Raw genomic sequence first — 12,099 nt, 5'->3', positions numbered from 1 at the left:
AGGAGATCCGCATGTCCACTACTTTCCCGGTGAGTCAAGAATTCACCGGTGTCGCCGCCCGCGAAACACGCGACCGTGTCTTGGCGCGGGTGGAGCGACGTATTCATGAATTCCTCGCCGAGGAGCGCCGTTCCTGGGCGGCGCTCAACCCGGATTCGGCCGAACTGATCGACTGCGTGAGCCGCATGGTGGGCAGCGGGGGCAAGCGCCTGCGTCCCGCGTTCTGCATCGCCGGCTATCTCGCCGGCGGCGGCGACCCGGAGGCGCAGGTCGTCGTCGACGTGGCGGCCGCCCTGGAGCTGCTGCACACCTTCGCGCTGCTGCACGACGACGTCATGGACGACTCGGGGCTGCGCCGCAACGAGCCGACCGCGCACGTCCTGCACTCGACGCTCCACTCGGAGCGGGACTGGCGCGGCGAGCCCCGCCGGTACGGCGAGAGCGTCGCCGTCCTCGCCGGCGACCTCGCGCTGGTGTACGCGGAGCGGCTGCTCGTCGACTGTCCGCCGCACGCCCGGCGGATCTGGGGCGAGCTGTGCACGGAGCTGATGATCGGCCAGTTCCTGGACGTACGGGCCGCCGCCCGGTTCGTGCCGGACCCCGAACTGTCGAGCTGGATCGCGCTGTTCAAGTCCGGGCGCTACACGGTCTACCGGCCGCTGGCCATGGGCGCGGAGCTGGCCGGCGCGCAGGAGCTGCAGCCCGCGTTCGAACGGTACGGTCTCGCGCTCGGCGAGGCGTTCCAGCTCCGGGACGATCTGCTGGACGCGTTCGGCAGCTCCGACGTGATCGGCAAGCCCGCCCAGCTCGACTTCAAGCAGCACAAGATGACGCTGCTGATGTCGATCGCGCTGCGCCACGAGGCGGAGGTACGAGAGCTGGTCGGCGACGACCTCACCGGGGCCGACCCCGAGCGGCTGCACGAGGTGCTCATCCGGACCGGGATGCGCGACCGGGTGGAGGCGGTGATCGCGGAGCGCATCGAGACCGCGCGGGCCGCCGTGCGCGGGGCGCTGGACCCGGACTGGGCCGCCGAGCTCCACACGATGGCGAGGCAGGCCGCCTACCGTGACAAGTGACCTGAGCGCCCCCGGCCCGGCGGCCCCGGGCCGGGCCGCCCCGGGTCCGTCCACCGCGAGCCAGGCCGCCTCCGGGCGGTTGGTCTCCGAACGGGTCGTGGCGGAATGGGAGTTCGCCGTGCCACCGGGCGCGGCGGGGTCGTTCTGGGACGGGGTCGACCCGGTCGAGGGACTCGACGTCTTCACGGGGGCGCTGGCCCGCGGCGCCGGACCGCTCCCCTCCTCGGGGGCGGTCCGGCTGGGGGTGCGGGCGGTGGACGCGTACCGCCCGCCGTCCGGCGAGCCGCCACCGGCGCCGGGCGGACCCTGGGCGGCGTACAGCGAGAGCGGGCCCGTCCGCCGGATCCACTGGCCGGCCCGGGAGGCCTCGGGCACGGCCGGACTGCTGACGGCGTCGCCCGATCCCGCCCACGCCCACGGCGCGGTCGGCGGGACGCCGCGCGCCGACGACGCTCCCCTCCCCTGTGGCGCACCCGGCGCCCTCGTGGAGGTGTCCGCGAGCCACGAGGCGTTCCGGCGCAAGCTGACGCGGATGGCGCTGATCGCCCCGCTGATGCTGAGCGGCGGGATGGCCCTGATCCACGGTGTGGCCGTCACCCGTGACGACGGGTTCACCGTGCTGCTCGCCGGTGCGTCAGGCTCGGGCAAGTCCACCCTCGGTCTGGCGGCCTTCGCCCACGGCTGGCGGGTGGTCGCGGAGGATCTGGTGTTCGTGACCGGGGACCTGGCCGTCGTCCCGCTGTTCCTGAGCGGCGCGTGGGAGTGCCGGGCGCATCCGGACGACCGGGCTCTGATCGAGCGGGTCACCGGGACGCCCGTCGAGGGGCACTCGTCGGGGCTGCCCGCGGACCACCGGGGGCGGGAGTACCTGTTTCCGGTGCGCCCCGGTGCCGGGCCCGCCCCGGCCCGGCCGCTGCCGGTGGACCTGGTGGTCTTCGTGGACCGGGGCGGCGACGCCCCGGTCTCCTCCGGCGGCCGCGCCGGGCAGGTCCTGGGCGCGGGCCCGCGCAGCACGCTGGGCGCGGTGGCGAAGCTGCTGCGGCTGGACTTCGCGCCGGTCGTCCGGGAGACGGAGGAGACACTGCGGCGCGTCGTCGAAGAGCTGCCGTCGCGGCGGTTCGCGGCGACCGGCCGGATCGAGGACGACGTGCCGGCGTTCCTGGCCGCCCTCGACCGGTGGGCGTCCTGACGGCTCCCGCCCTCACCGTGAACGCCTCGAAGGGCCGGCCCACTCGGGCCGGCCCTTCGAGGCGTCTACGGGAGCGGGGCACGGATCAGGCCATGGCGACCAGGATCCGGCGCTGCCCGGTGAACGCGCGGCGGCCGTGCGCGACCGCGACGTTGTCGACGAGCAGCAGGTCGCCGACCTCCCAGGCGACGTCCACGGCGGTCTTCATGCCGATCTCCTGGACGTGGGTGATGTACTCGGCAGGGATGGGACTGCCGTCGGCGAAGAACGCGTTCTGCGGGAGCTCGTCCTCGGGTATGAGCTCGGCGAGCGCGGCGGCGTCGTCGCCGAGTCCGGCGATGTGCCACTGGTCGGCCTGGTTGAACCAGACCTCCGTGCCGGTGACCGGGTGCTCCAGCGTCGCGCGGCGGAGCTGGGTGACGCGGAGGGTGCCGTCGGGCTGCCAGCTCCACTCGGCCTCGGCGCCGTCGAGGAACGCCTCGACCTCGGACCGGTCCTCGGTCTCGAAGGTGGCCTGCCAGCTCTTGCCGAAGCCCATGCCGTCGTGGAGGTTCTGGGTGTAGCGGACGCCGGGGGCGAAGGCCGCCCGGATCTCCGGGTCGATGGACTCCAGCCAGAGCCGGCCGTCGACGAGCGGGGTCGCACCGCCGGTGGCCGCCGCCACGTCGCAGAAGAACAGGATCCGCGAGGGCCAGGTGTGCGCGTACGACATCTCGTTGTGCATGGAGATCTCGAACTCGGCCGGGTACTCGGTGGAGGTGTAGAGGTTGCGGCCGACCTTGGTGCGCGGCGAGTTGCCGTGGACGTACGCGAGCCGGTTCGCCAGCAGCAGGTCGGCGGCGCCGTCGTAGCTGTCGGCGGTGATCCCGAAGCCGCGGAAGTAGACGGCGCGCTCCTCGGCCAGGAGCCGGCCGACGTCGGTGGCCCGCAGGTACTCCTCCAGGCCCTGCGGGGTGGCGTCGGCGCCGACGTCGGCGGGGCGCAGGATCCGGGGCTGCCAGGCGTTCTCGGTGGTCACGTGGGGTTCCTTTCAGGAGGGGGGCGCCGACGGGACGGCGTCCCCGGCGTGCTGGGTGTCGGTGGGCCGGGCCGCGGCGAAGTCGGGGGCGCGGCGGGCCCGGAAGGCGGCCACCGCCTCGCGGACGTCCGGCGAGTGGGCGGCGACGACCTGGACGGGGGCCTCCCGTTCGAGGGCGGCCGCCAGCGAGGGCGCGTCCGTGTTGGCCTGGAGCACCTGCTTGGTGAGGGCCAGCGAGACCGGGCTGTTCGCGGCGATCTCGGCGGCGAGGCCGAGCGCGGCGCCGGTCAGTTCGCCGGGGGCGGTCACCCGGCTCACCAGGCCGCGGGCGAGGGCCTCGTCGGCGGCCACGAACCGGCCGGTGAGCATCATGTCGGAGGCGAAGCCGAGGCCGGTCAGCCGGGGCAGCAGCCAGGAGGCGCCCATGTCGCCGCCGGAGAGCCCCATCTTCACGAAGGAGGCCCGGAAGCGGGCGCCGGGCGCGGCGAGCCGGATGTCGGCGGCGAGCGCCAGGGAGAGCCCGGCGCCGACGGCGGAGCCGTCGACGGCGGCGATCACGGTCTGCGGCAGAGCCGTCAGCCCGGTGATCGCCCCGGCCTGCCGGTGCAGCAGGTCGAGCAGGTCGAGCGGGGGCAGCGCGGCGATCCGGCCGACCTCGTCGATGTCGTACCCGGCGCAGAAGGTGTCCCCGGCGCCGGTCAGGACGAGCACCCGTACGGAGGGGTCGGCACGCAGTCCGGCGCAGAGGTCCGTGAGGCGGGCGAACAGGTCCTCGTTCAGGGCGTTCCTGCGGGCGGGCCGGTTCAGGGCGGCCGTGACGACGCCCGGGAGGGGGCGGGTGACCAGGAGGGAGGGTTCAGATGCGTTCATGCGTCCGCTCCTCGGTGTGGCGGGCGACGAATTCCAGCGAGGCGGGCAGGGCGCCGTCGACGAACCGCCAGTCGTGGCCCCCGGGCCGCTCGTGGTACGCGACCTCGTGGCCGCGCTCGCGCAGCGCGTCGCGGACCCGGCGGTTCATGGCCCGCATCCGGTCGTGGTCCTCGGTGCCGATGTCCAGGTAGAGGGCGGGCGGCGGGGTGCGGCTGTCCTGGCCGATCAGGCGGTACGGGTCGTAGCGCCGCCTGGTCTCGCTGCCGGGCGGTCCCCAGACCCGCTCGTGGCTGTCCACCGTGGGCATGGCGAACGCGGGGTCCGAGCGGAGCGTGGCGTACGGGTCCCCGGTCCGCAGCGGCGCCTCGAAGGCCCCGGCGTGCGAGGCGACCGCTCCGAAGACGTCGCGGTGCCGCAGCCCCAGGAAGAGCGCGGCGGCCCCGCCCATGGAGAAGCCGCCGACGGCGCGTCCGGAGCGGTCGGCGCGGGTGTGGAACCGCGCGTCGACCGCCGGCACGAGTTCGTGGACGAGGTGGTCCTCGTACCGCAGTCCGGCGTGGTCGTTGACGAACCAGCGGCGTCCGCTCTGCGGCAGGACGACGATGGTCCGGCTGTCCCTGACCAGGTCGACGAGACGGGTGTTGACGAGCCAGGTGTCCTTGCTGCCGCCGTAGCCGTGCAGCAGGTACAGGACGGGGTGGGCGGGGCCGTCCTCGCTGTAGCCGCCGGGCAGCACGATGTTGACGCCCTTGTCGCGGCCGAGCAGCCGGCTCGGCCGGCGCAGGGTGAGCACGCGGGCGGTCACGCCGCCTCCTGGAGGCGAAGGGCGGCCAGGGCCCGGCGGTCGGTCTTGCCGGTCGAGGTGCGGGGGAAGGAGCCGGCCAGGTGGAAGGCGGCGGGGACCATGTAGCGCGGGAGGGTCGCCATGCAGTGGGCGCGCAGGTCGGCAGGGGCGGGGGCCGCGCCGTCGGCGGGCACCACATGGGCCTGGAGTTCCTGGTTGCCGTCGGCGTCCGGGACGGCGACGCAGACCGCCTCGTGGACGTCGGGCAGGCGCATCAGGACGGCCTCGATCTCCTCCGGCTCGACCCGGTGCCCCCGGATCTTGATCATGTGGTCGCGGCGGCCGAGGTAGAGGTAGCCGCCGCCCTCCAGAGACCGGACGAGGTCGCCGGTGCGGTGGGTCCCCGCTTCCCCGGCGGCCTCGGCGGGCGGGGTGCGGCCCCAGTAGCCGAGCATCACCGAGTCGCCGGTGACGCAGAGTTCGCCCTCGGCGCCGGGGACGTCGGGGACCGGCCGTCCGTCCGGGCCGAGGAGCCGGGCCTCGGCGTACGGGCAGGGGCGGCCGATGGGCGGGGACGCGGTGCGGTCGGGGGCGAGGTCGGCGTCGGTGACGCGGTGGTGGGTGCAGACGTTGGTCTCGGTCGGGCCGTAGAGGTTGTGCAGGGCCGCTCCCGGCAGCGCCGCGCGGAGCCGCCGCAGATGCTTGAGCGCGAACGGCTCGCCCGCGAACAGCACGGTCCGCAGGCGTGAACTCTCCAGCAGGGCGCGGTTCTTGGCGTCGAGCATCCGGATGAGCGCACCGGGCACCGAGTACCAGACGGTGACGCCCTCCTCGGCGACCAGCCGGTTGAGCGCCGGGCCGAGGGCCCGCTGGTGCTCGGGTACGAGGACGAGGCAGGCGCCGGCGCTCACGGCGGCGAAGACGTCGAAGACGGAGAGGTCGAAGTGGACGGGGGCGTGGGAGGACAGGCGGTCCTCGGCGGTCAGCCCGAACTCGGTCACGGTCCAGTCGACGAACGCCAGCGCGTTGCGGTGGGACAGCATGACGCCCTTGGGCGTGCCGGTGGATCCGGAGGTGTAGAGGATGTAGGCGAGGTCGTCGGGGCCTACGGCGGTGGGCTCGAATCCGTCGGGCGCCGGCCGGTCCACGGCCTGCGCCCAGCTCGTCGACCGGAGCGCCGGGTCGCCGGGCGGGACGGGTTCGTCTCCGACGAGCACGGCCGTGCGCAGCGCGGCGGGAACGCCGTGCTCCTGGAGCAGGGCGAGCCGGGGCGCGTCGGTGACCAGGCAGCGGACGGCGCAGTCGCCGAGGATGTACGCGGCGCGGGCGACGGGCGTGGTGGGATCGACCGGGACGTACGCGGCCCCGCACTTGAGGATCGCGTGGAGGGTCACGAGGGTCTCGGTGGACTTGCCGAACCACAGGCCCACCCGGTCGCCGGGGCGGACGCCCTGCTCGCGCAGGGTCGCCGCGAGCGCGGTGGCCGCCCGGTCCAGGCCGGCGTAGTCGGTGGAGCGGCCCCGGTGGCGGACCGCCTCGGCCGTGGGCCGGGTGGCCGCGGTGTGGGTCAGCAGCTCATTCAGCGTGCGCATGGCGGGCTCCTGCGGGGCGGGGGGACGCGGCGCGGGCGCGGGTGGTGAGGCCGAGCTTCTCGGCGATCACCAGCCGTTGCATGTCGGAGGTGCCGGAGGAGATCCGGGTGCCGAGGGCGTCGCGAAGATTCCGTTCGACGTCGGTGTCGGTGGTGTAGCCGAGGCCGCCGTACACCTGGAGGGCGTCGAGGAAGGTCTCGACGGCGGACTCGCTGGTGCGGAGCTGGGCCGCCTCGGCGTAGTGCGAGGCGACGTCCCGCTCGAGGTCCCAGGCGGCCCGGTGGGTGAGCAGCCGGGCCTCGTCCAGCCGGATCCGCATCTCGACGATGCGGTGGGACACGGACTGGAACTTGCCGATGTTCCGGCCGAACTGCTCGCGGGTGCGGGCGTACTGGACGCAGTCGTCGATCTGGCGTCCCATGGCGCCGAGCAGCGGGGCCAGGATCAGCGAGCGTTCCCAGGCCATGGTGGCGGCGAGGACGCGGGAGCCCTGCTTCTCCGCGCCGAGCCGCGCGGAGAGCGGGACGCGGCAGCCGCTGAGGGTGATCTCGCCCCAGGGCGCGGTCCGCAGTCCGGCCTTCTCGTAGCGGGTCTCGACGGTCAGTCCCGCCTGGCCGCATTCGACGAGGAAGGCGGTGACGCCGGTGAACCCGAGGGCCGGGTTGACGGTGGCGTACACGAGGACGACGTCGGCGAGGGGCGCGTTGGTGACGAAGCGCTTGGCGCCGTCGAGGACGTAGTGGTCGCCCTCGCGGCGGGCGGTGGCGGTGAGGGAGAGGGCGTCGGAGCCGGATCCCGCCTCGGTGATGGCATGGGCGCCGATCAGCCGGCCGTCGCAGAGTCCGGGCAGATAGCGGTTCTTCTGCTCCTCGCTGCCGAACAGCAGCAGCGGGATCTCGGCGGCCCAGATGTGCGCGCCGAGCGCGATCATGAGGCCGTTGTCGCGGCAGCCCTCGCCCAGGCCCTCCAGAGCGAGGGCGCAGGTCAGCGGGTTCAGTCCGAGGCCGCCGTACGCGCGGGGCACGGGGAGGCCGAGGACTCCGGCGTCGGCGCAGCGCTGCCAGTCTCCGGGCTGGAGCGTCCCGGTGCGTTCCCGGGCCGGGAGATCGGCGCCGAGGTCCCGGCCGAGCAGGCGGAACCGGTCGACGAGGGCGGTCTGCTCCTCGGTGGGGCTGAGGTTCACGGGCGGCCGCCGACCGGGTCGAGGGCGGGCAGACCGGCCAGCGAGGCGGCGATGTGACTGTCGGAGACCACGTGGTCCTCCAGGGTGCCCGCCAGGTACTGGTCGTACGCGGACAGGTCGAGCAGGCCGTGGCCGCTGACGTTGAAGAGGATGACGCGCGCCCGGTTCTCCTCGCGGGCGCGTACGGCCTCGTCGACGGCGCACTTGACGGCGTGCGCGGACTCGGGGGCGGGGATGAGGTTCTCGGTGCGCGCGAAGAACGCCCCGGCCTCGAACACCTCCTTCTGCCCGTAGGCCACGGCCTCCATCAGTCCGCGGTCGTAGAGGGCGCTGACCAGCGGCGCGGCGCCGTGGTAACGCAGTCCTCCGGCGTGCACGCCGGGCGCGACGAAGGTGTGCCCGAGGGTGTACATCTTCGTCATGGGGGTGGTGCCGGAGAAGTCGTTGTAGTCCCACGCGTAGCGGCCCCGGGTCATCTTGGGGCACGCCTCGGGCTCCACGGCGACCAGCCGGGTCCCGGCTCCGGTGCGCAGCTTCTCGCGGTGGAAGGGGAAGGCGAGACCCGCGAAGTTGCTGCCCGCGCCCATCGCGCCGATGACCACGTCGGGGAACTCCCCGGCGAGCTCCATCTGGAGCAGGGCCTCTTCGCCGATGACCGTCTGATGCAGCAGGACGTGGTTCTCGCCGCTGCCGACGGAGAAGGCGCCGCGGGTCACGGTCCGGGCGTGTTCGAGGGCCTCGGCGTTGGCGATGGCGACGCTGCCGTCGCCGTCGGGCGAGGCGGCGAGCAGGGCGCGGCCCGCCTCGGTGGTACCGCTCGGACTGGGGATGACGCGGGCGCCGTTGAGCTCCATCAGGACCCGGCGGTAGGGCTTCTGCCGGTAACTGCAGTTGACCATGAAGACGGTGCAGGCGAGGTCGAGGGCGTGGCACGCCATCGACAGGGCGGTGCCCCACTGACCGGCGCCGGTGCCCGTGGTGATCTCCTGGACGCCGGCCTTCTTGTAGTAATGGGCCTGCGCGAGAGCCGAGTTGAGCTTGTGGCTGCCGGAGGCGTTGGCGCCCTCGTACTTGTAGTAGATGTGCGCGGGGGTGTCGAGCGCCTGCTCCAGGCGGTGGGCGCGGATCAGTGGCGTGGGGCGCCAGCGCTGGTACTGCGCGCGCACCGGGTCGGGGATCTTCACATGGCGCTCGGTGCCGACGCTGCCGCGGTACATGGAGAGCGGGATGTTGGCCCCTGTGGACCCGCGGTCGGCGGTCCGCGCGTCGCCGGTCGCGTCGGCGTCCGGCCCTGCGGCGGGCCGGGCCCGGCGGACGTCGGAGGCCGGCACGTCGAGGTCGGCGAGGATGTTGTACCAGTGGGTCGGGACGTCGTCCTCGTCGAGCAGGTACTGGTTGCGCACGGCCCTCATGCCGGGGTCTCCGTCCGCAGGCCGGCGACATGCCGGCGGACGAGCTCGATCAGGTCGCCGACGGTCTCCAGGTCGGCCTCCATGACGTCCTCGTCCTCGACGTGGCCGCCGAACTCGGTCTCGACGGCGAGCAGGAGCTGGAGCAGGTTGAGCGAGTCGAGCTGGATCATCGGCGAGTAGAGCGAGACCTGCGGACCGATGTCCTGGGGATCGAGGCGGAGATCGAGGGCGTCGACCATGAGTGCGCGGACCTTCGTGGCCACGTCGTCGTCGGGCAGCATGTCGAAAGGCTCCTTGGAACAGGAAATACGTCGGGTCGGGATGACTTCGTGCGGGCGGCGCCGATACGGCGCCGGAGAGAATTCCCGCGATGGCCGGCGGTCGGGTGCGCGGGGAAGTCGAGGAGATCAAGGGGGAGCCGGGGCTCCGGGAGGGTATTGCGGGGGATCAGTGCGGGCCGGCGAGAACGCGGGCGACGTCCGTGACGATCTCGCTCCCCTGCACGAGGGAGAAATGGTCACCGGAAAAGACCTGCAGGGAGAATTCCCCGGACGTCGCATCCGACCAGGCGGCCGCGTGCGCGACGGGCACGCCCGGGTCGGCGTTCCCCACGTACGCCGTCACCGGCACGGTCACCGGCCGCGCCGCGGCGGGCCGGTAGGTCTCGATCAGGGTCAGGTCGGCGCGGAACGACGGCAGCAGCAGGGCCAGCAGTTCCGGCTCCGCGACCACCGCCGGGTCCATGCCGCCGAGCGCGAGCAGACCCTCGACCATGGCGTCGTCGTCCCGCAGATGGAGGTCCCGGCCGCCGCGGGGGCTCAGCGGCGAGCCGTGTCCCGAGACGAACAGGTGCCGCGGACGGGCCCGGTACAGCGCCTCCAGACGCAGGGTGACCTCGTACGCGAGGGCGGCGCCCATGCTGTGGCCGAGCAGTGCGACCGGCCGGTCGAACAGCGGCAGCAGCTCCCGCGCCACGCTGTCGGCGAGCGGGCCCATGGCGCTGACGCACGCCTCGCCGAAGCGGTCCTGCCGCCCGGGGTACTGCACCGTGACGAGTTCCACGTCGTCCGGCAGGGCGTCGGCCCAGCCGTAGAACGCGCCGGCGGTGCCGCCCGCGTGCGGCAGGCACACCAGGCGGATCCTCGGCGCGGGCACCGGGCGGGGCCGGCGCAGCCAGCGCCCGTCCGGGCTTGCGGTATTCCGGGCACGTACCGGGCTTGGTATCACTGACGGCCTGCTTCCCTGGTCTTCCCGAACGGCCGGGAACTCACCCGTCCCGGCATTTCAAGCACCGCACCTTAACGCCTTTTCACGGGTCGTCACCACCCGATTCGGGCGGCAGTTCGGCATACAGAATTCATCCAGTCCACGGACGGTCGGGCTCCGTACATTGGTCCGCCGTCACATCGTGAATTCTCTTCCTCCTGCCCGTTCGCCGGAGGAATTCAACTCGTTCGATCCTGCCGAAAGAGACCCGTCACGCCATGAATTCGCTCCCCCTGCACCAGGTCTACGTCGGCGGCCGGTGGACCGCCCCGCGCGCCACCGGCACGATCGCCGTGGAGAACCCGGCGACCCTGCGGATCGTCGGCGAGGTCCCGGACTGCGGCAGCGAGGACGTCTGGCGCGCGGTGGACGCGGCCCGCCGGGCGCTGCCCGGCTGGGCGTCGACCGGCGTCGAGGAGCGCGTGGCGGCCCTGACGGCGCTGCGCGAGGCCCTGGTGAAGCACCAGGACGAGCTGGCGGAAACGGTCACACGGGAGATGGGGTCGCCGATCACGTTCTCCCGGCGCGTCCAGGCGGGGCTGCCGGTGCGGGTGCTCGACGGCTTCGCGGCGGAGCTCGCCGCGGCCACGGCCGAGGAGCGGATCGGGCACTCCCTCGTGGTGCGCGAGCCGGTCGGCGTGGTCGGCGCCATCACCCCGTGGAACTACCCGCTGCACCAGGCGGTCGCCAAGATCGGTGCGGCCGTCGCGGCGGGCTGCACTCTGGTGCTCAAGCCGAGTGAACTCGCCCCGCTCTCCTCGTACCTCCTCGCGGAGCTCATCGACGGGATCGGGCTGCCGCCGGGCGTCTTCAACCTGGTGCCCGGCCGGGGCACGACGGCGGGCGCCGCGCTGACCGTCGACGACGGCGTCGACCTGGTGTCCTTCACGGGGTCGCTGGAGGCCGGCCGGGCGGTCGGCGCGGCGGCCGCCCGTACGGTCAAGAAGACCTGCCTGGAGCTGGGCGGCAAGTCCGCCACGCTGGTCCTGCCGGACGCCGACCTGGCCGCCGCGGTCGAGGACGGGGTCCGCAGCGCCCTGCACAACGCGGGGCAGACCTGCACCGCCCGCACCCGGCTGCTGGTGCCGCGGGCGCGGCTGGACGACGCGCTGGACATCGCCCGCGAGGTCGTCGCCGGCTACCTGCCGGGCGACCCCGAGGACCCGGCGACCCTGCTGGGCCCGCTCGCCTCCGCCGGGCAGCGGGAGCGGGTCCTCGGCCATCTGGCGCAGGCCGCCCGCTCGGGCGCCCGTCAGGTCGCCGGCGAGGACGCCGCTGCCGCCCTGCCCCCGACCGGCCACTACGTGGCGCCGAGCGTCTGGACGGACGTCGGCCCGTCCTCGCCGCTGGCCCGCGAGGAGGTCTTCGGACCCGTTCTCGCGGTCATGGCGTTCGAGGACGACGACGACGCGGTGTCCCTCGCGAACCACTCCGACTTCGGCCTCGCCGCGACCGTCTGGTCCGGCGACCAGGACCGCGCCGTGGCCGTGGCCCGCCGACTGCGGGTCGGCCAGGTCGACGTCAACGGCGCGAAGTTCAACGCCGCTGCCCCGTTCGGTGGTTACAAGCAGTCCGGCATCGGCCGGGAGCTCGGCCGCCACGGCATCCAGGAGTTCCAGGAGGTCAAGTCCCTCCAGCTGCCCGGCTGAGTCCGCCCGGCGGATGCGGCCGAGCGAGACCCCCGCTGTTCCCTCCCACCCCCACAC

At 73.7% G+C, this 12,099-nt stretch carries 11 protein-coding genes; 3 read left to right on the top strand and 8 right to left on the bottom strand.

Annotated features, from left to right (window positions below; genetic code table 11):
- Positions 1-11 precede the first annotated feature (11 nt).
- Both IF00_RS0138940 and IF00_RS0138935 read left to right on the top strand, forming a co-directional pair.
- Positions 12-1,079 (top strand): polyprenyl synthetase family protein, encoded by a 1,068-nt coding sequence (locus IF00_RS0138940; protein WP_030326600.1) that lies wholly within the window; start codon positions 12-14, stop codon positions 1,077-1,079.
- Complete coding sequence (locus tag IF00_RS0138935; RefSeq protein WP_158710587.1) at positions 1,069-2,268, top strand: hypothetical protein; 1,200 nt, start codon at positions 1,069-1,071, stop codon at positions 2,266-2,268. The genes IF00_RS0138940 and IF00_RS0138935 overlap by 11 nt, the downstream gene beginning before the upstream one ends.
- Before the next feature lie 85 nt (positions 2,269-2,353).
- Here the strand turns inward: IF00_RS0138935 and IF00_RS0138930 are convergent, their stop codons facing one another.
- The 8 genes from IF00_RS0138930 to IF00_RS0138895 all read right to left on the bottom strand — a co-directional run bounded on the left by IF00_RS0138930 (position 2,354) and on the right by IF00_RS0138895 (position 10,258).
- Complete coding sequence (locus IF00_RS0138930; RefSeq protein WP_030326597.1) at positions 2,354-3,286, bottom strand: TauD/TfdA family dioxygenase; 933 nt, start codon at positions 3,284-3,286, stop codon at positions 2,354-2,356.
- Positions 3,287-3,298: 12 nt separating this feature from the next.
- Positions 3,299-4,156 carry an enoyl-CoA hydratase/isomerase family protein gene (locus tag IF00_RS0138925; protein ID WP_051820867.1) on the bottom strand — a complete coding sequence of 286 codons (858 nt, stop codon included), beginning with the start codon at positions 4,154-4,156 and terminating at the stop codon, positions 3,299-3,301.
- The gene (locus tag IF00_RS0138920; protein ID WP_245234763.1) at positions 4,143-4,961 is read right to left on the bottom strand and encodes an alpha/beta hydrolase; all 819 of its coding nucleotides are present in this window, start codon (positions 4,959-4,961) and stop codon (positions 4,143-4,145) included. The genes IF00_RS0138925 and IF00_RS0138920 overlap by 14 nt, the downstream gene beginning before the upstream one ends.
- Entirely contained in the window at positions 4,958-6,532 is a 1,575-nt protein-coding gene (locus IF00_RS0138915) for an amino acid adenylation domain-containing protein (protein WP_030326594.1), read from the bottom strand. The genes IF00_RS0138920 and IF00_RS0138915 overlap by 4 nt, the downstream gene beginning before the upstream one ends.
- Complete coding sequence (locus IF00_RS0138910) at positions 6,516-7,715, bottom strand: acyl-CoA dehydrogenase family protein (RefSeq protein ID WP_030326606.1); 1,200 nt, start codon at positions 7,713-7,715, stop codon at positions 6,516-6,518. The genes IF00_RS0138915 and IF00_RS0138910 overlap by 17 nt, the downstream gene beginning before the upstream one ends.
- Entirely contained in the window at positions 7,712-9,127 is a 1,416-nt protein-coding gene (locus tag IF00_RS0138905) for a TrpB-like pyridoxal phosphate-dependent enzyme (protein ID WP_030326593.1), read from the bottom strand. The genes IF00_RS0138910 and IF00_RS0138905 overlap by 4 nt, the downstream gene beginning before the upstream one ends.
- The gene (locus tag IF00_RS0138900; protein WP_037640250.1) at positions 9,124-9,408 is read right to left on the bottom strand and encodes a phosphopantetheine-binding protein; all 285 of its coding nucleotides are present in this window, start codon (positions 9,406-9,408) and stop codon (positions 9,124-9,126) included. Before IF00_RS0138900 ends, IF00_RS0138905 begins: the two co-directional genes overlap by 4 nt.
- 166 nt (positions 9,409-9,574) lie before the next feature.
- Positions 9,575-10,258: a thioesterase II family protein gene (locus tag IF00_RS0138895; RefSeq protein ID WP_051820866.1), complete on the bottom strand. Its 684-nt coding sequence runs from the start codon at positions 10,256-10,258 to the stop codon at positions 9,575-9,577.
- 353 nt (positions 10,259-10,611) lie between these two features.
- On the opposite strand from IF00_RS0138895, the gene IF00_RS0138890 reads away from it, so the two are divergent.
- Positions 10,612-12,042, top strand: coding sequence for an aldehyde dehydrogenase family protein (locus IF00_RS0138890; RefSeq protein WP_030326590.1), 1,431 nt, complete (start codon positions 10,612-10,614; stop codon positions 12,040-12,042).
- Positions 12,043-12,099: the final 57 nt, after the last annotated feature.

It is taken from the genome of Streptomyces flavochromogenes (genome assembly GCF_000717595.1).
GTDB classification, from domain to species: Bacteria; Actinomycetota; Actinomycetes; order Streptomycetales; family Streptomycetaceae; genus Streptomyces; species Streptomyces flavochromogenes.
This window is presented reverse-complemented; position numbering and strand designations above follow the sequence as displayed.